This window comes from Streptomyces sp. NPDC017202, assembly GCF_044331705.1.
Taxonomy (GTDB): Bacteria; Actinomycetota; Actinomycetes; order Streptomycetales; family Streptomycetaceae; genus Streptomyces.
On sequence record NZ_JBIRNP010000021.1, the window covers coordinates 12,733 to 31,379 of the forward strand.

The window sequence follows — 18,647 nt, forward strand, 5'->3', positions numbered from 1 at the left end:
GACGCCCCTGGGGTGACGGGTCGACCGGCCGGCCCGGCAGCGGTGGCCGCCGGGCCGGCCGGCGGGGATCAGTCCTCGTCCGCGTCCTCCGCGTTGCGGAACGGGATGGTGACCGTGACGCCGACGCTCGGCTTCCGGTTCTCCTCGTCACCCTCGAGCGGGTCGTTGTGGATGATGTCCTTCTGCATGGGCGGTTCTCCTCTCGGTGTGTTCGGCGGTGTCCGTCCCGGCCGCCGCCGTGGTACGGACGCGGCCGGGATCCCCCCTCCGGTCGGCGGGGGGCGTCTTGGGGGCGCGGTGCGTGCCGCGCAGCTCGCGGTCGAGGAAGACCACGGCGCGGCGCAGTACGGCGACGTGGTCGCCGCCCTCGTAGCCGTCGTGCCCGCTGTCGAGCCACATCGACTCGTGGCGGGCTCCGGCGGCGCGCAGCGCGGCGAGGTAGTTGCGCACCTGGCCGGGCGGGCACTTGGCGTCCCGGGTGGCGGCCACGACCAGCAGCGGTGCCCGCACGCGCGAGGCGTACCGGATCGGTGAGCTGCGGGCGTACGCCTCGGGCACGTCGTCGGGTGTGCCTCCGTACAGGCGTTCGTCCAGGGTGCGCAGCGCGGGCGTGGTGGTGCGGTAGGCGGCGACGCCGTCGGCGACGGGCTTGACGGCGACGCCCGCCTGCCACAGCCCGGGGCGGGTACCGAGGGCCAGCAGCGCCAGGTAGCCGCCCCACGAGGTGCCCCACAGTCCGACGGCGTCCGGGCGCACCAGCCCGCGCCCGATCAGATCGGCGCGCACCGCCACCAGGTCCTCGACCTGCGTGAGCCCCACGCCCGCGCCGAAGGCCCGGCGCCAGCGGGGGCCGTAGCCGGTGGAGCCGCGGTAGTTGACGCGTGCGACGGCGAAGCCCGAGGCCACGAGCGAGTGCACGACACCGTCGTAGGCGTCGCGGTCGTGGTCGGCGGGGCCGCCGTGCACGAGGAAGACGACGGGCGGCGGCGCGCCCCGCCCTCCGGTCGCCCGGACCTCACCGGCTTGGGCCTCGGAGGTTCCGCCCCGCGGGAGTCCGGGACCCCGGGGCGTGCCGTGGCCCTCGGGGAGGCTGAGCCAGGTGTGCACGGGGCCGTCCGGGGTCGGCGTCCACAGGTCGCGGTGGTCGCCCGGTACGCGCCCCGGCACGGTGCCGAGGGCCGGCAGCGCGGTGCCGGCCGTGGAGTGCATGCGCGGCGGATGGGCCGTGTCCGTCCACAGGTAGTGCACATCGCCACCGGCCCGCGGCGCCGCGTCCAGCAGACTGCCGGGCGGTGTCGGCACGCGCGTGAGGGTGCCGGTGTCCAGGCGGGCCCGGTGCAGGGTGCTGCGGCCGTGGCGGTCCTGGCGGATCAGGACGGTACGCCCCTCGTCCTCGTCCGGGTACCAACGGGCGGTGATCTCACTGTCGAACGCGCACCACGGGTACGTACGGATCCCGGTCTCCGGCCGCCAACTGGCCAGCAGATAGCGGTCGTCGTCCTCGCGCACCAGCAGCAGTTCGTCGCGTCCGGCGGTGGGCGCGAAGCCGAGCGACCAGAGTCTGCCGTGTTCCCCGGAGCCGGAGAGCACGGCGCGCGGTGTGCCGTCCGCGGCCAGGACGGTCACGGCGTGCGCCGAACCGGCGGGCCCGCTGATCGCCAGCAGACCGGCCGCGGCGGTGATCCCGGACAACGTGGCGTGCTGGTCGACGCGCGTCACCACCCGTGCGGAAGCGCCGCGCCGGCCCAGGTGGACGGTGGTCGTCCGGCCGTCCCCCAGCCCCATGGCGACGATCCCGTCGTCGCTCACCGCCAGGCCCCGCGGGGTGCCCGGGGGCACGCCGGTCAGCCCGGGGAGGTCGGGGCCGCCGCGGAAGGGCTGGAACCGCCAGTGCCCCTCGCCGTGCGCGTCCTCGTCGAACCACCACACGTTCGCGTCCCGGTCGATCGTTCCGTGCAGGGTGCCCCGCGGCCGGTCGGTGACCTGGCGGGCGCGCCCGGCACCGGCGTCCCAGGCGAACACCTCGCACCGGCCTTCCGCGTCCGCGGTGAACGCCATCAGCCTCGGATCGGCGGCGCAGACCTCGGGCAGGGCGGCGAGGTAGACCTGGTAGCGGGATCCGGTCACCTGCCTCGCCCCCTCGCCGGAACGTCTCCCGCCGGTGCGGCCTTCGCCGGTACGCCCGGCGCCAGGACGCGTCCCGCGCCGAGGGTCGTGTGCAGAGCGAGCAGGACCAGCACTGCGGCGGAGGCGAGCGCGGGCACCGCGGCCCCCGCGTGCACCGTCAGGAACCCGGCGAGCGCGGGCGTCACAGCGGCGGCTCCGCCGGCGGCGGTGGCGAGCACGGAACCCGCGCGGGCCTGGAGTCCGGGCGGCGTCCCCTGGATGGCCCGGGCCTGGAGGATCACGGTGGCCGGCGGCATGATCAGGCAGAACCCGCCGAACAGCGCCCCGTACGCCCACGGCCCCCCGGCCGTCGCGAGCGCGGCGGCGAGCGGGACCATGAGCCAGGACACCGTCACCACCGCCCGCACGGGACTGAGCCGGCGCACCAGCCGGGGCGCGCCGAGCGAACCGGCGAGCCCGGCGGCGCCGGACAGCGCCAGGACCAGACCCATGGGCGTGCCGCCGTGGCCGCTCTCCTGCAAGGTGAAGACGGCGTCGTAGTACAGCGCGGCCAGCACGCCGTTGACGGTGGTGGTCCACACGAGTACCAGCCGCAGCAGGGGCGTCGTCCGCACGAGCCGGACTCCGGCGCTCAGCTCGGCGGCCAGAGCGGACCGGGTGCCGCGTGCGGAGCGAGGCGCGGGCGGTGGCACGGGCCGCGGCACGGAGCCGTCAGGTGCCGCGCTCCCGGCCGGCTCCGACGGCCCGCCGGCGAGGTCCGCCGCGTCCGCCCGGCACGTCGTGCCCGCCGCGTCCGCGCCGTCGGTCCGGTCGGCCCGCAGGTGCGAGCGCATGGCCCGGACGCAGACGGCCGTGACGGCGTACGAGACGGCGTCCAGCACGAAGGGCAGCGCGCGCGAGACCTGGTACAGCATGCCGCCCAGAGCGGGTCCCGCGACCAGGGCGCCCCGGTCACCCGCCTCCAGCCCGGCCACCACGCGCGGGAGGTTCCCGGGCGTGGAGATCAGGGACACCGTGCCGCGGGCCGCCGCCTCGTAGCAGGTGGTGGCGGTGCGTTCCACGAGTACGGCGGCGAGCAGGTGGACCAGTGAAGGCCGTCCTTCCGCGACGGCCAGGGCCACGGCCACGGAGCCCATCGCGAGCGCCGAGACCACCGCCGACCAGAACATCACCCGCTTGCGCGCGCCACGGTCGGCGGGTACGGCGACGAGCGGGCCGAGCACCAGTCCCGTCGCCGTAGACACCCCCGCGACCAGCCCCACCACCGCCGGCGAGTAGCCGAGCCCGAGGAGCAGCAGCGGCAGGACGACCCCGGACGCCTGGCTGCCCAGGGAGTCGGCGGCGTTCGCGCACCAGAAGAGCCGCACGTCGCGGGTGGCGGGCTCGGTGTCCTCGGCGGGCTCGGTGCCCTTGACCAGCACCGGGGGAGTCGAAACGGCCGGGACGCGCGAGGCCCCTGTTTCGGGAACAGAAGATCCCACGCGCAGCCCTCCCCGTTTCCGCCGTCACACTCGAAGTCGCATGCGAGATGGCATGCGAAGTAGCGCCACAGTTGGCAAAGATGTGTAGAAAAGGTGCAGGAACTGAAACAGTCGGGAGCTTAACCAGGCGCCGACGCGGAGGACAAGGACGCCTGAACGAGGGCTGGTTCGATTTTGCACGAGCGGTGCGGGGCGCGCCGGGGCCCCCGTGCGACAGCATCGGGGCGAGCGGTTCTCGCCGCGCCCGCCGTCCGCGATCACCGCGCCGGGGTGGCGAATCGGGGCGGCGACGGTGCGGCGCCCGGTGTTCCGGCTTCGCTTTGGCATTCGCGGCGTCGAACGAACCTTCCGGGCGGGCGGAGCCCTTCGCGGATCGTCGCCGACCACGCCGGGGATGCGCCGTAATGCGCCACTCCGCGTGGGGAACGGCATCTGAACTGCGCGGGGAACAGGACGGGGCGCCGCCGGCCGGCCCCGGCCGCACCGTGCGCCACGACGCCCCGCCACGACCGCCGGACACGCCCGCCACACCCGTCGCCGGCGGCGTACACGGCCTTCCCGGTGGTGAACGCGGCCCCGCCGACGCCGCGCCGTACGCCGCGCACCTCACCGGAGGAGAAGGCCCCGACGCAAGCGCGCGGGTCCGTGCGATATCCGGAATCCAACTCGCCGGATATCGCCGGACCGACGGCGACGGCTCGAGTTATTGGCCGGAAACGTACGAGAGGCGAGCGGGAAAGAGCCAGGAGGGAAAGGAAATCCGAGATCGTCCTCGGGGCGCCGCGGCCTGCTCTGCCGAAGGCGGACGGTCCGTACCGGCCGCCGCGGCGTCGGTGGCAGGTCGTGCTCCGGCCGCGGTGCGGGCCATGAACCCGAATCCTGGACACGGGTTGTGCGGCTGGGACCAGGTCGGCGCTCGCCCGTCCGGCCGGACGGCGCGACGTGAGGTCGATGACGGTCACCAGGCGGCAGAACTCCCGCCGTCGGTGGGCAGGCAGGCGGTCAGCGGCCGTAGGGACCGGGCGCGTGCACATCGATCCTTGCGGTGGGTGGATGTGCTTGGGCTGACGCGAGTGAGCTTCTGTGCTCCGGACCCGTTGACGGTGGTGGTCAGCATCACTACGTTACGCCTCGAACCTCCGGCACACCGAACCTTGTTCGAGATTTCGTACAATGGGAGCGCTCCCACCTCGCTTCGGCACCAACTGCCGGTGGGGGCCTCGAAACCTCCAGGCTCGAAAGGCAGGCCGACCATGCCAGGTTCCCCGGACCCCTCAGGCGCTGGTTGCGAAGGCTCAGAGGCTCAGCAGCCGTCGCCCCCGCCATGACCGGCACCGTACTGCCGCCGTGGCCGTCGGCAAGCCGGGCGACGCCTGGTGCACGACCGTCCTCGACCGGGAGTTCTCCACGGTCACTCCCGAGAACGAGATGCAGGACGGGCGCCACCGCATCGGAGCGCGGCACGGCGGGCCGGTGCTCCGGGCGGCCGGCTCGAGCGGCGGCGGCACGACGCGGGTGGTGATGGTCGACGGCCTCACCGTGGACGGCAGCTGGAACACCACCGGTACCGGCGCCGGGCGGGCGAGCACCGGCCTCACGGGCAGCCTGGTCCGGCTCCGCGTCCGCACCGACATCAGACCCGTCGCCGGCCGGCAGGCCCGGTTCTCCTGCAGCGCCGACAGCAGCAGCTACGTCTCCCCGGTCCCGCCTTCACCCTCAGCAACGCCTCGCAGTTCTTCATGGGTCATCGGTACGCCGTCTTCCACCACGCCACCAGATCACTCGGAGGCGGCGTGCGGGTGACGCGATTCGAGTCGGCAGCTCCGTAACCCTCGGCGACCCCAGCTCCGGGAGCACCTCCTGGAGCCTCCGACGAGCGGGCCGGGGGGACCGAGAAGGCGTGGATCAGGACCAACAGCCAAGAGGAGAAGAACATGACACAAGATCGGAATGAGCCCGCGAGCAGGGAGCAAGGGGCGCCGAGCCGGAGGACCGTCCTGGCGACGATGGGGGCCCTGTCGGTCCTCACGGCCACGGCGTCGGCCGCGGGGGCCTCGAGAGCCGCGGCCGCGACGACTGCCGCCACGGCGGTCATCGACCCGTCGGCGCGGCGGCAGACCATCCGGGGCTTCGGCGGCATGACCCACACGGCCTGGATCGGCGACCTGACAGCCGCCCAGCGGGACACGGCGTTCGGCACCGGCGAGGGCCGGCTGGGGTTCTCCGTGCTGAGGATCCCCGTCCCCGAGAAACAGGCGGACTTCAGCCGCGATCTGGCGACGGCCAAGCGCGCGACCGAGCTCGGGGCGACCGTCATCGCGTCGCCGTGGAATCCCCCCGCGAACATGGTGGAGACCTTCGTCCGCGGCAGTCAGACCGACGCGAAACGCCTCAGGTACGACATGTACGGGGCCTATGCCCAGCACCTGAACGACTTCAACGGGTTCCTGCGGAACAACGGGGTGAACCTGTACGGCATATCGGTGCAGAACGAGCCCGACTACGCCCATGACTGGACGTGGTGGACTCCCGCCGAAATGGTCCGGTTCCTGCGGGAGAACGCCGGCTCGATCGGCACCAGGGTCATCGCGCCCGAGTCCTTCCAGTACCTGAAGAACATCTCCGACCCGATCCTCAACGACTCCGCGGCGCTCGCCAACGTGGACATCATCGGGGCTCACCTCTACGGCACGCCGTACGCGAACTTCCCCTATCCCCTCTTCAAACAGAAGGGCGCGGGCAAAGAACTCTGGATGACCGAGGTCTACCACCCCAACAGCACCGATTCGGCGGACCTCTGGCCCCAGGCGCTCGACGTGGGGGAGCACATCCACCACGCCATGGTGGACGCCGAGTTCCAGGCGTACATCTGGTGGTACATCAGGCGCGGCTACGGCCCCATGCGGGAGGACGGCCAGATCAGCAAGCGCGGCGCCAACATGGCGCACTTCGCCAGGTTCGTGCGCCCCGGACATGTGCGGATCGAGGCGACGGCGAACCCGGCGTCGAACGTCTACGTCTCGGCGTACCTGGGTGGTGACTCCAGGGTCGTCGTCGTGGCCATCAACAAGGGAACCTCTGCGGTGAGCCAGCAGTTCACCCTGGCCAACAGCACCGCGTCCAGTGTCTCGTCCTGGCTGACCGACGCGAGCAGGAACGTCGCGCCCCAGGGCACGACCGGCGTGTCGAACGGCTCCTTCACCGGCACGCTTCCCGCTCGAAGCGTGACGACGTTCGTGACCGGTGCGACCGGGACTCCCGTCGGGGTCGACACGAGTGCGTGGTACGTGCTGACGAACCGCAACAGCGGCAAGGCGCTCGACCTGTACAACCTCGCCACCGCCGACGGCGCGCGCATCACCCAGTGGTCGCGCAACGACCAGGCGCAGCAGCAGTGGCAGTTCGTCGACTCGGGCGGCGGTTACCACCGCCTCAGGTCCCGGCACTCGGGAAAGGTCCTCGAGGTCCTCGACCGGTCCACCGCCGACGGCGCGGGCATCGTCCAGTGGACCGACCGCAACGACGCCGACCAGCAGTTCAGGCTCGCCGACTCGGACGGTGGCCACGTACGCCTGATCAATCGCAACAGCGGCAAGGCGCTCGAGGTGCAGAACGCCGCCACCGCCGACGGCGCCAACGTCGTCCAGTACACCGACTGGGGCGGTACCAACCAGCAGTGGCAGCTCGTGCGGGTCGGCTGACAGCCCCTCTTCCCGCGGGCCGCGGCCTGCTTCGCCCGGCTCGTGTCCGGCGCGGACCAGGACTTGCCTGCCACGCCGGGCAACCGTGCGCACCCGCGGCGCGTGGCCGGGACGGCCGGGCCGCGCCCGCCACGGCCACCAGCGGCCGGCCGCCGAGTCCCGGCCGGCCGTGTGGAGCGGGACCGACGCGAACGGCACGAGGCCAACGGGCGCGAAGCGATGCCGGTCGTACGCACCAGGCGCTCGCGGCGCCGACACCCTGGCGCGTCCGATCGTCCGTGTACCCGAACGGAGGAGAGGATCGTCCGATCGAGAAGTCGGCGAACTCGAGGTCGCCGAAGCCGATGTGCGGGCCGTGGGCGCGGCGGCCCCCATCGCGGAAGCGGGCATGTCCCGGCGCGGGCGAGGATCACCCTCTGCTGCTGCTCGCCCGCGTCGGCATCCCGGGCGGCGGACAACTCCCGCGCTCCCGGCAGGTACCGGGGATCCACCGCACCCGGCGGTTCCTCCAGGCGGTACCCGATCTCGTGGCCGGCGAGCCGGACATGGCGTGCTGCGAAGTGTCGCTCACCGACGGGGTGACCGTCGGCGGCGGCAGCGGCCCGACCGCCGCTGACCAGGACCCGGGCCGGCGCCCGACAGCACGTGCACCCTGCCCAAGGCCGCGGGGCCGCCGCCCGGCAGGGCCGGATCGTCCACCCCCAGGTACGCGAAGGAGCGCAGGGTCACCTGGCCGTGGAAGCTGACGATGCCGACCATCCGGCCGGTCGTTCCGCCGGCGACCTCGGTGGACGGATGACGGCCGCGGAGAAGGCCGACCAGGTCCGCAACCGCAAGAAGCTCGGCTCCCGCGGTGGCCGGGCGCCGAAGTTCGACAAGATCGATTACAAGGAACGCCATGCGGTGGAGTGCGGGATCAACCGGCTCAAGCGCCACCGGGCCGTGGCGACCCGATACGAGAAACTCGCCGTCCGTTACGAGGCGACCGTGCTGGTCGCAGCCATCAACGAGTGGTTGCGACCAGCACTTTCGCAACACGCCCTAGTGGGCGGGGCGGAACGGGCGCAGCAGGCGGATGCCGTCCTCGATGGATCCGTCCAACAGTTCGAGCATCTGCGGGACGAGTTCCCGCATCCGGGGCGCGGCGAGGTGTGCGTCGAGGTGGGCGCGTGTCTCCCAGCGTTCGTAGATGACGAACTCGCCAGGTCGGCCCTCGACTTCGTGGGCCTCGTAGTCGATGTTGCCGGGGTCGTTGCGCGAGGGGGTGACGGCGGCGGTGATGAACGCCTTGAGGTCGTCCTCCCTGCCCGCCTTCGCCTTCGCGTCCCAGACGACGGTCACGTAGCCGGTGCGTGTTGCGGTCATGGTGATTCCTTTTCTGTTCCGAGTTGTGTTCCGTGCTGACGGGCTGTGTGTCGTCGGTACCGAGCCGGGTCAGCTTTTGATGAAGTCAAGGAGGTCGGCGTTGACGGTGTCGGCATTGACGGTGCACATGCCGTGCGACAGGCCCGAGTAGACCTTCAGGTCCGCGTGCTCGACCAACGTGGCCGCCGAATGGGCGGAGTTGGCGATCGGGACGATCTGGTCGTCGTCGCCGTGCAAGAGGAGCGTGGGCACGTCGATCGCCCGGAGGTCGTCGGTGAAGTCCGTCTCCGAGAACGCTCTGATCCCCTCGTGGTGCGCCTGCGCGCTGCCGGCCATCCCCTGGCGCCACCAGTTCTGGATGATGCCCTGGGAGACGTCCGCGCCCGGACGGTTGAACCCGTAGAACGGCCCGGAGGCGATGTCGAGGTAGAACTGGGAGCGGTCGGTGCCCACGCCCTCGCGGAAGCCGTCGAAGACCTCCACCGGCAGCCCTGCGGGGTTGGATTTCGTTTGGACCATGAGCGGCGGGACCGCTGCGATGAGGACGGCCTTGGCAACCCGGCCGGCACCGTGCCTGGCGACGTACCGGGCGACCTCTCCGCCACCGGCGCAGTGGCCGACGTGGACGACGTCGCGCAGGCCGAGGTGCGCCACCACGGCGGCGGCGTCCGCCGCGTAGCGGTCCATGTCGTGCCCGTGGCCGACCTGGGCGGAGCGCCCGTGCCCGCGGCGGTCGTGGGCGACGACGCGGTAGCCCCGCCGGACGAGGAACAGCAACTGGGCGTCCCAGTCGTCCGAGCTCAGCGGCCAGCCGTGGTGGAACATGACCGGCCGGCCCGAGCCCCAGTCCTTGTAGAAGATCTCGACTCCGTCGCCGGTGGTGACGAACGGCATGGTCCGCTCCTCGTGGTCTCGCCCGGGTACCGGGCGGATTCGATGTCTCCACGAGAATGGCTCGGCCACCGTGCCGACAGCCTCCGTCAGCTGACTGACATCCGGCCGACGGCTCGCTTACGTCAGTACCGGGGCAGTGCTGAGACCCGACCGGTAGCTCTCAGTGGACGTTGACAGGTCATCTCATTTGGTGAGTCGGCGATAGCGGATGAGGGTGCAGGCGATGCTGGTGAAGGCCAGGAAGTGGCCGGCTTTGCGTTCGTAGCGTCTGTGGAGGCGGCGGCGGCCGGCGAGCCAGGCCATGGTGCGTTCGATGGTCCAGCGGTGCCGGCCCAGCCGCCGGCTGGAGTCCGTCCCCTTGTGGGCGATCCGGGGTGTGATGCGTCGGTCGCGTAACCATCGCCGCAGGTGGTTGTCGTCGTAGCCCTTGTCGCCGTGGAGCTCGCCGGGCCTGCGCCGTCGTCGGCCGCGCCGGGACCGGATCGGCGGTATGCCCTGCACCAACGGGATCAGAGCCTGGCTGTCATGGACGTTGGCGCCCGAGATGCCGACGGACAGGGGCAGACCGGTCCGCTCGGTGATCAAGCGGATCTTCGAGCCGTACTTGCCCCAGTCCACAGGATTCGGACCTGTCAGCTCCCCCTTTTCAGGGCCCGCATGTTCACGGAGCCGATCGCGCAGCGGGACCAGTCCCGCTCGCCACGGGCACCCGGCTCGTCGAGGATCAGACGGTGGAGCTTGGCCCACACCCGGGCCTTCGACCACTCGGTGAACCGCCGGTGGGCTGTGGCTCCCGACGGCCCGAACGACGCGGAAGGAAGCTGCTGCCAGGTGCAGCCCGACGTCGCGACGAACACGATCGCGGCCAGCACTTCCCGCTCCCCGTGTCGGCGTCGGCCACCGCCTTGCGGACGGGTCGGCGCCTCCGGAACCACCCGCTGGAACAACTCCCACAGCTCATCCGGCACCAGCCGCTCCACGATCCCCGCACCGGCAGATTACCGAACAGCCCAAATGAGATGACCTGTTGGCGAGACCTTGGCCCGGAAACGCCCCGGAACTGCTGGTCAGAGCTGGGGCACGGGTGGGAGATATCGGGAGTAAGGGTGTGTTTCCAGTCGCTACTTAGATGCGCTCCGAGAAGGGCGCCTGCCGGGCATCAGCCCTGTTCAGGCGCCCTTTTTCTGCGCCTAGAAGAAGCCCAGCTTCTTCGGCGAGTAGCTCACCAACAGGTTCTTCGTCTGCTGGTAGTGCTCCAGCATCATCTTGTGCGTCTCGCGGCCGATTCCCGACTGCTTGTAGCCGCCGAACGCCGCGTGCGCCGGGTAGGCGTGGTAGCAGTTCGTCCAGATGCGGCCCGCCTGGATGGCCCGTCCCGCGCGGTACGCCGTGTTGATGTCCCGCGTCCACACCCCGGCGCCGAGGCCGTACGACGTGTCGTTGGCGATCTTGACGGCGTCCTCGAAGTCGTCGAACGAGGCCACCGAGACGACCGGGCCGAAGATCTCCTCCTGGAAGATCCGCATGCGGTTGTCGCCCTCGAAGATGGTCGGCTGGACGTAGTAACCACCCTTCAACTCGCCGTCATAGTCGGCGCGTTCGCCGCCGGTGAGGATCTTGGCGCCCTCCTGCCGGCCGATGTCGATGTACGAGAGGATCTTGCTGAGCTGGTCGCCGGACGCCTGCGCGCCGATCATCGTGTCGGTGTCCAGGGGGTGTCCGGGCCTGATCAGTTCGGTGCGGGCGACGGCGGCCGCCATGAACTCGGAGTAGTTGCCGCGCTGGACCAGTCCACGCGACGGGCAGGTGCACACCTCGCCCTGGTTCAGCGCGAACATCGTGAAGCCCTCCAGGGCCTTGTCGCGCAGGTCGTCGTCCTTCTCCCAGACGTCGTCGAAGAAGATGTTCGGCGACTTGCCGCCCAGTTCCAGTGTGACCGGCTTCAGGTTCTCCGCGGCGTACTGCATGATCAGCCGCCCGGTCGACGTCTCCCCGGTGAACGCGACCTTCGCCACCCGCGGGCTGGACGCGAGCGGCTTGCCCGCCTCCTCGCCGAAGCCGTTGACGATGTTCACCACGCCCGGCGGCAACAGGTCCGCGACCAGGCTCATCCAGTAGTGCAGCGAGACCGGTGTCTGCTCGGCGGGCTTGATGACCACCGTGTTGCCGGCGGCGAGGGCCGGCGCGAGCTTCCACGTCGCCATCAGGATGGGGAAGTTCCACGGGATGATCTGCGCGACCACCCCGAGCGGCTCGTGGAAGTGGTACGCCACCGTGTCCTCGTCGAGCTCGCTGAGCGAACCCTCCTGCCCGCGGACCGCACCCGCGAAGTAGCGGAAGTGGTCGATGGCCAGCGGGATGTCCGCCGCCAGCGTCTCGCGGACCGGCTTGCCGTTCTCCCAGCTCTCCGCGACCGCGAGCGGCTCCAGGTGGGCCTCCATGCGGTCCGCGATCTTCAGCAGGATGTCGGAGCGCTCGCTCGCCGACGTCCGGCCCCAGCCCGGCGCGGCCGCGTGCGCCGCGTCGAGCGCCCGCTCCACGTCCTCCGCCGTGCCGCGGGCCACCTCGGCGAACGGCTGCCCGTTCACCGGGGACGGGTTCTCGAAGTACCGGCCGCGGGCCGGGGGCACGTACTCGCCGCCGATGAAGTGGTCGTAACGCGCCTGGTAGGAGACGATCGCGCCGTCGGTTCCGGGCGCCGCGTAACGGGTCATGGTGGATGGCCTCCCTCAGCAGCGCTGCCCGCCGTTGGGCAGCTCTGCGCGCGAGGCTAGGCAGGCCGACGTTGCATGCACGTTGCGCGGGCCAGGTGACGACCTGAGCCGTCCGGGCGGCGCGCTCGGGCAGCGCGCGGCGTCGACGGTGCCGGTCCGGGCGGGCGGCCGGTGATCAGCGGCGCGTCCACGACGTCGGCGCCGCCAGCTCCGACTCCAGCGCGGCCAGCCGAGTCCGTACCGCGGCCGTCGGCCGTGCCGTCGCCAGCGCCCGCCACACGTCGATGTCGTCCTCGCCCCACGGCGCGTGCGCCCAGTCGGCGAGCAGGTCGGGGTCCCGGCCGGCCAGCAGGGCGGCGCGCAGGCCGTCGGCCAGGCGGCTGCGGAGCCGTACCACCGCCGGTGCCCGCGACGCCGGCAGCGGCGGCCCGGTGTACGCCGTGACCGCGGCCGTGACCGCCCCGGCCGCCAGCCGCCGCTCCACGACGGCGATGTCCGACTCGACGGGGACGGTGAGCCGGTACGGCCGCGAGGCCAGCAGACCCGGTCCCAGCACCCCGCGCAGCCGGGCGAGTTCGACCCGCAGCGTCACCGGTGTCACCGACTCGTCCTCGTACAGCGCGCACAGCAGCTCGTCCCCGGTCAGCCCCTCCGGACGGCGGGCCAGCAGGACCACGATCTCGCTGTGCCGCCGGCTCAGCCTGATCCGTCGTCCGCCCACGGCGAGATGTGCCTCGTCGCGCCCCAGCACGGTCAGCTCGGGCGGGTCGGTCTCCGGCCGCTCCGGGGCGAGCAGCGCGAGGTGCGACTCCGCGGCCCGCGCGACCGCCTGCACGAAGCCCAGGCTGTGCGGATGCGCCAGCCCGTCGCCGCCGGTGATGTCCACCGCGCCCAGCACCCGCCCGGTCCGCGGATCGTGCACCGGCGCCGCCGCGCAGGTCCACGGCTGCACCCGCCGGATGAAGTGCTCGGCCGCGAACACCTGCACCGGCCGGTCCACGGCGACCGCCGTCCCCGGGGCGTTCGTCCCCACCGCGGTCTCCGCCCACCGCGCACCCGGCACGAAGTTCATCCGCCCCGCCTGCCGCCGGGTCGCCGGGTGACCCTCGACCCAGAGCAGCCGGCCGTGCGCGTCGCAGACCGCGAGGAGGTGTTCCCCGTCGGCGGCGAACGTGCCCATCAGCTCCCGGAACAGCGGCATCACCCGTGCCAGCGGATGCTCGGCCCGGTAGGCGCCGAGGTCCGCGTCGGTCAGCTCCACGTCCGCGGTGCCGTCCGGCCCGACGCCCGCCCGCGCCGATCGCCGCCACGAGTCGGCCACCACGGGCCGCACCGGCCGCGGCACTCTGCCGGCCTGGGTGAACGCGTCGTGCGCCCGTCGCAGTGTCCGTACACGCTCGGCAGGGTCGGCCCCCGGTTCCAGGGCCACCCAGGGATCGGTCACGTCGTCCTCCGGAAGGCGATGCGGCTGGGGACATCGTCACGCCGGGGGTGCGTCCCGACAACCGTTTGGACCGGGGTCACCCGAAAGAGGGGAACAAGCGCAACCCGCGGGGACGCCCTCGCGCCCCGGCCCTGCCGATGCGTCAGGCGTCGGGCCCGGGCGCTCGGCCCCGCCCCGCCACTCCCGCCGGGTCGTCCAGCACCGCCCGCACCACGGAGTGCGCCGCGCCGAGCAGCGGGCCCTCCGGGCCCAGCAGGGAGACGGACACCGGCCAGGGCGGGCCGGCCGTGCGGCCGGCGAGCTCGGACTCCAGGGACGGCAGCAGCCAGGGCGCCAGTCCGGCGAGGGCCCCGCCGAGCACGACGGCCTCCGGGTCCAGCAGGTTGAGGGCTCCGGTGAGGGCGACGCCCAGCGCCGTGCCCGCCTCGCGCAGGGCCCCGCGTACCCGCTCGTCGCCGTCCGCCGCGCGTCGGGCCAGCAGTCCGACGCGGTCCTCGCCCGGTTCCAGGCCGGCCGCGCGCAGCACCGCCTCCTCGCCGGCGTACTGCTCCAGGCAGCCACGGCCGCCGCACACGCAGTCCGGCCCGTCGGGCCGGACCGGAACGTGCCCCAGTTCGCCGGCGAAACCGCGGCTGCCGCGCAGCAGGCTGCCGTCGACGACGAGTGCGGCACCGATGCCGATCTCCGCCGAGACGTGCAGGAAGTCCCGCGGGGTGTCCGCGCCGAGCCAGAGCTCCGCGAGGCCGCCGAAGTTGGCCTCGTTGTCCACGGTCAGCGGGAACCCGCCGGGCAGCAGGGCGCCGAGATCGACGTCGTGCCAGTTCAGGTTAGGGGCGCGGACGACGGTGCGGGCGTCCCGGCCCACCAGCCCGGGGACGGCCACCGCGAGCCCCGCCGGCCACAGCCCCTCACGCTCCCCGTCGGCCACGACCCGGCGCACGAGCGCGGTGAGTTCCCGGAGCACCGGTCCGGGGGCACGACCCCGGTTCGTGCCGTGCCGTACGGCGCGCGTCCGCACCTCGCCGCGCAGGTCGACGGCGCAGACCGCGAGGTGGTCCACGCCGATCTCCGCGCCGATCCCCGCCGGGCCGCGCCCGCTGATCGCGAGTGCCGACCCGGGCCGGCCCACCCTGCCCGGCCGCTCGGGGCCGAGTTCCTCGATCAGGCCGGTGCGTATGAGTTCGTCGACGAGCGTCGAGACCGCCGCACGGGTCAGGCCGATGTGCGCGGCGACCGCCGCCCGTGACAGCGGTCCCTCGGCGCTGACGGCGTGCATCACCCGGGCGAGGTTGCGGCGGCGCATGCCCTGCTGGGTGTCGGGCAGCGTTCGCCCGGGGCCGGTCGGGCGGGCCTCGTGCGGCGGTGCGCTCATGCCTGCGTCGATCCTCAGTGGGTGTCCGTGCCCCGCTCCAGCAGCGGGGACGCGTCGGAGAGTACCCCGGCGATCCTGGCCAGGGCCGCCTCGTCCCGCTCCACGGCGTCGAGCACCGGGCCCCGCGCGGTGTTCCAGCGCCGGGCCACGGCGGCCGGGTCCTCCCCGGTCAGCAGGCCGGCCGCCTGTGCCGCGGCACCCAGTGCGACGAGTTCCCTGGCGTCCGGGATCTGCACGGGCCGTCCGGACAGCCGGCGCACGGTCTGCTGCCAGGCCGTGCCGCGGGCGCCGCCGCCGATCAGCAGCAGCGGGGCCGAGCGGTCGGCGTCCTCGTCGAGGACCAGGTCGAGCGCGCCGAGCAGGGAGTGCACGGCACCGTCGTAGGCGGCCTGGAGCAGCTGGCCGGCGGTGGTGTCGTGGCGCAGGCCGTGCAGCAGACCGGAGGCGTTCGGCAGGTTCGGGGTGCGCTCGCCGTCCAGGTAGGGCAGGAGCGTGATACCGGCGGCGGGCTCGACGGCCTCGCGGTCGAGCCCGAGCAGGGCGGCGACGCGGTCGACGGCGAGGGTGCAGTTCAGCGTGCAGGCCAGCGGGAGCCAGTCGCCGTGCGCGTCGGCGAAGCCGGCCACCGTGCCCGTCGGGTCGGTGGGGCGCCGCTTCGACACGGCGTACACCGTGCCCGAGGTGCCGAGGCTCAGCACCGGGCTGCCGGGGCGCAGCCCGAGACCGAGCGCGGCCGCCGCGTTGTCGCCGGTGCCCGCCGCGACCAGGGTGCCCTTGGAGAACGGCAGGTCGTGGCTGTCGCGCACGGTGCCCGCCACCTCGCCGGGCCGCACCACGCGCGGCAGCAGCGCCGGGTCGAGGCCGACACGGGCCAGGATCTCGTCGTCGTACGTCTCGGTCGCGGACGCCCACCAGCCGGTGCCGGACGCGTCGCCGCGGTCGGTCGTGCCCTCGCCCGTGAGCCGTTCGGTGAGGTAGTCGTGGGGGAGGCGGACGGCCCTGGTCGCGCGGACGGCCTCCGGCTCGTGCTCGGCGAGCCACGCCCACTTCGTGACCGTGAAGGAGGCGGCCGGCACCAGGCCGGTGCGCTCCGCCCAGAACTTCGCTCCGCCCAGCTCCTCCGTCAGCCGGCGGGCCTGCGGGGCCGAGCGCACGTCGTTCCACAGCAGCGCCGGGCGTACCGGTTCGCCGCGTCCGTCCAGCGTCACGAGCCCGTGCTGCTGCCCGCCGATGGACACGGCGGCCGCCTCGCGCGCCGCGTCACCGCACTGGCGCAGGGCCTCGTGCAGGGCGTCCCACCACTGGCGCGGGTCGCTCTCCCGGCCGGCGCCGGAGGTCACCGTGTGCGGTGCCTGGCCGCTCGCGACGACCTGGCTGGTGGCCGCGTCGACGACCAGCACCTTGGTGGACTGGGTGGACGTGTCCACGCCGACGACGAGCGGACCCTCGGCTGCTGACATCGGGATCTCCCTAACTTTTTCCGCGGCTCCGCGGGATCTGACTTCCCAGAGATGCTTCCGCATACTAATTTGTAAACGGCCATGACGAAATAGTCTGCAAGCAAGGAGCCGCGGCAATGAGCTACCAGCCCACCCCCGACGACAAGTTCACCTTCGGTCTGTGGACCGTCGGCTGGCAGGGACGCGACCCGTTCGGTGACGCCACGCGGCGTGCCCTGGACCCGGTCGAGACGGTGCGGCGCCTGGCCGAGCTGGGCGCGCACGGCGTGACCTTCCACGACGACGACCTGATCCCCTTCGGGTCCTCCGACAGCGAGCGCGAGGAGCACGTCAAGCGCTTCCGCCAGGCCCTGGACGCCACCGGCATGAAGGTGCCGATGGCCACCACCAACCTCTTCACGCACCCGGTCTTCAAGGACGGCGCGTTCACCGCGAACGACCGCGACGTGCGCCGCTACGCGCTGCGCAAGACCATCCGCAACATCGACCTGGCCGCCGAGCTGGGCGCGAAGACCTACGTCGCCTGGGGCGGGCGCGAGGGTGCGGAGTCCGGCGCCGCCAAGGACGTGCGCGTGGCCCTGGACCGGATGAAGGAGGCCTTCGACCTCCTCGGCGAGTACGTCGTCGAGCAGGGCTACGACCTGCGTTTCGCCATCGAGCCCAAGCCGAACGAGCCGCGCGGCGACATCCTGCTGCCCACCGTCGGGCACGCGCTGGCCTTCATCGAGCGCCTGGAGCGCCCGGAGCTGTACGGCGTCAACCCCGAGGTCGGCCACGAGCAGATGGCGGGCCTGAACTTCCCGCACGGCATCGCCCAGGCGCTGTGGGCGGGCAAGCTCTTCCACATCGACCTCAACGGCCAGTCCGGCATCAAGTACGACCAGGACCTGCGCTTCGGCGCCGGTGACCTGCGCTCGGCGTTCTGGCTGGTCGACCTGCTGGAGAGCGCCGGCTACGAGGGCCCCAGGCACTTCGACTTCAAGCCCCCGCGCACCGAGGACCTCGACGGCGTGTGGGCGTCGGCCGCGGGCTGCATGCGCAACTACCTGATCCTCAAGGAGCGCGCGGCCGCGTTCCGCGACGACCCCGAGGTCCAGCAGGCCCTGCGCGACTCCCGCCTGGACCAGCTGGCCCAGCCCACCGCCGCCGACGGCCTGCAGGCCCTGCTCGCCGACCGTGCGGCGTTCGAGGACTTCGACGCCGACGCGGCCGCCGCCCGCGGCATGGCCTTCGAGCACCTCGACCAGCTGGCCATGGACCACCTGCTCGGCGCCCGCGGCTGACGGCACGCGCGCGTGGGTGCATCCGGACCCTTCCGGTGCCCTCACGCGCGCCGTTCGCCCCGTACGCGCGTGCGCCGTTCGCCCCGTACGCGGGTGTGCGGCTCACCCCGTAGGCACGTGTGCGGCTCGCACGTACGCGGGTGTGCCGTCGGGATGTACGTGTGTGCCGTCGGGACGGACGCGCGTGTGTGTGCCGTCGAGCACGCCGAGTCGGGGACCTCCGTGGGGAGTACGCCGGAATGATGCCGTCCATGGCATGAGTCGGTATCAACTTCCTTTCACGGGTCGCGCGTCGGCGCGTCCACCGCGATCCTGGACGCCATGGCCATGCCGCCCGTACCGCCCAAACCGCCCGGCCCGCCGGGTGACACGCCGCCTCCGGGCGGCTTCGGACCGCCGTCCCCGGACTTCGGCCCCGATCACGACGCGGGAGGCGGCGGCCGGCCGCCGTCCCCGCCGCCCCCCGCGTCGCCCGGCCCTCCCGACGGCCCCGGAAGGCGCAGGAACCCACTCTTCGCCGTACTGGCGCTGCTGGTCGCCGCCGCAGTCGTCGTCGCCGTGGTGCTGACGACCTCCGGGAACGACGACTCGCCCGACGGCGACGCGCCGACGGGCACGGGCTCCTCGCCCACCCCCTCGCTCCGCCTGCCGAGCGGGCTGCCCAGCGGATTCCCGACCGAGCTGCCGTCCCAGCTGCCCAGCGGGCTGCCGTCCCAACTGCCGAGCGGGCTGCCGACTGTGCTGCCGAGCGATCTCGAGTCCCTCCTGCCGTCGTTGGAGGAGCTGCTCCCGTGAGCCTGTCGTCG

The 18,647-nt window shown here is 72.8% G+C and carries 12 protein-coding genes and 1 pseudogene; 4 read left to right on the forward strand and 9 right to left on the reverse strand.

The window, feature by feature from the left end; all coding sequences use genetic code 11:
* Positions 1–147 precede the first annotated feature (147 nt).
* On the reverse strand, positions 148–2,127 hold the full coding sequence (locus ACH4N1_RS28870; RefSeq protein ID WP_398101635.1) for an alpha/beta hydrolase family protein: 1,980 nt from the start codon (positions 2,125–2,127) through the stop codon (positions 148–150).
* Positions 2,124–3,608 (reverse strand): MFS transporter, encoded by a 1,485-nt coding sequence (locus ACH4N1_RS28875; protein WP_398101638.1) that lies wholly within the window; start codon positions 3,606–3,608, stop codon positions 2,124–2,126. The genes ACH4N1_RS28870 and ACH4N1_RS28875 overlap by 4 nt, the downstream gene beginning before the upstream one ends.
* Before the next feature lie 1,347 nt (positions 3,609–4,955).
* Between ACH4N1_RS28875 and ACH4N1_RS28880 the strand changes: the two genes are divergently transcribed.
* Both ACH4N1_RS28880 and ACH4N1_RS28885 read left to right on the forward strand, forming a co-directional pair.
* Positions 4,956–5,411, forward strand: a complete 456-nt coding sequence (locus ACH4N1_RS28880) for a hypothetical protein (protein WP_398101641.1) — start codon at positions 4,956–4,958, stop codon at positions 5,409–5,411.
* Positions 5,412–6,547: 1,136 nt separating this feature from the next.
* Positions 6,548–7,306, forward strand: a pseudogene (locus tag ACH4N1_RS28885) (RICIN domain-containing protein); the annotation flags it as partial.
* Positions 7,307–8,350: 1,044 nt separating this feature from the next.
* Here the strand turns inward: ACH4N1_RS28885 and ACH4N1_RS28890 are convergent.
* The 7 genes from ACH4N1_RS28890 to xylB form a co-directional block, all read right to left on the reverse strand.
* A complete protein-coding gene (locus tag ACH4N1_RS28890) occupies positions 8,351–8,674 on the reverse strand; it encodes a putative quinol monooxygenase (protein WP_398101644.1) in 324 nt (107 codons plus the stop codon).
* A 69-nt stretch (positions 8,675–8,743) separates the two neighbouring features.
* Entirely contained in the window at positions 8,744–9,568 is an 825-nt protein-coding gene (locus ACH4N1_RS28895; RefSeq protein ID WP_398101647.1) for an alpha/beta fold hydrolase, read from the reverse strand.
* Between the two features lie 183 nt (positions 9,569–9,751).
* A protein-coding gene (locus tag ACH4N1_RS28900) for an IS5 family transposase (RefSeq protein ID WP_398101650.1) occupies positions 9,752–10,548 on the reverse strand; the annotation gives its coding sequence in 2 pieces (ribosomal slippage) (positions 9,752–10,213 and positions 10,216–10,548; 795 coding nt in all).
* 210 nt (positions 10,549–10,758) lie between these two features.
* Positions 10,759–12,282, reverse strand: a complete 1,524-nt coding sequence (locus tag ACH4N1_RS28905; protein ID WP_398101653.1) for an aldehyde dehydrogenase family protein — start codon at positions 12,280–12,282, stop codon at positions 10,759–10,761.
* Between the two features lie 175 nt (positions 12,283–12,457).
* Positions 12,458–13,726, reverse strand: coding sequence for a GAF domain-containing protein (locus ACH4N1_RS28910; protein WP_398101656.1), 1,269 nt, complete (start codon positions 13,724–13,726; stop codon positions 12,458–12,460).
* A gap of 142 nt (positions 13,727–13,868) precedes the next feature.
* Positions 13,869–15,098, reverse strand: coding sequence for an ROK family protein (locus ACH4N1_RS28915; protein ID WP_398101659.1), 1,230 nt, complete (start codon positions 15,096–15,098; stop codon positions 13,869–13,871).
* Positions 15,099–15,112: 14 nt separating this feature from the next.
* Complete coding sequence (gene xylB / locus ACH4N1_RS28920; RefSeq protein ID WP_398101662.1) at positions 15,113–16,558, reverse strand: xylulokinase; 1,446 nt, start codon at positions 16,556–16,558, stop codon at positions 15,113–15,115.
* A gap of 116 nt (positions 16,559–16,674) precedes the next feature.
* Between xylB and xylA the strand changes: the two genes are divergently transcribed.
* Entirely contained in the window at positions 16,675–17,841 is a 1,167-nt protein-coding gene (gene xylA / locus ACH4N1_RS28925; protein WP_398101665.1) for a xylose isomerase, read from the forward strand.
* A 321-nt stretch (positions 17,842–18,162) separates the two neighbouring features.
* Positions 18,163–18,636, forward strand: coding sequence for a hypothetical protein (locus ACH4N1_RS28930; RefSeq protein ID WP_398101668.1), 474 nt, complete (start codon positions 18,163–18,165; stop codon positions 18,634–18,636).
* The last annotated feature ends 11 nt before the right edge of the window (positions 18,637–18,647 follow it).

Bases quoted from the DNA above. Each gene is read 5' to 3' on its own strand.
- ACH4N1_RS28905 (WP_398101653.1), bottom strand. From the start codon at position 12,282: ATGACCCGTTACGCGGCGCCCGGAACCGACGGCGCGATCGTCTCCTAC.
- xylB (WP_398101662.1), bottom strand. From the start codon at position 16,558: ATGTCAGCAGCCGAGGGTCCGCTCGTCGTCGGCGTGGACACGTCCACC.
- ACH4N1_RS28890 (WP_398101644.1), bottom strand. From the start codon at position 8,674: ATGACCGCAACACGCACCGGCTACGTGACCGTCGTCTGGGACGCGAAG.
- ACH4N1_RS28930 (WP_398101668.1), top strand. From the start codon at position 18,163: ATGGCCATGCCGCCCGTACCGCCCAAACCGCCCGGCCCGCCGGGTGAC.
- ACH4N1_RS28915 (WP_398101659.1), bottom strand. From the start codon at position 15,098: ATGAGCGCACCGCCGCACGAGGCCCGCCCGACCGGCCCCGGGCGAACG.
- xylA (WP_398101665.1), top strand. From the start codon at position 16,675: ATGAGCTACCAGCCCACCCCCGACGACAAGTTCACCTTCGGTCTGTGG.
- ACH4N1_RS28895 (WP_398101647.1), bottom strand. From the start codon at position 9,568: ATGCCGTTCGTCACCACCGGCGACGGAGTCGAGATCTTCTACAAGGAC.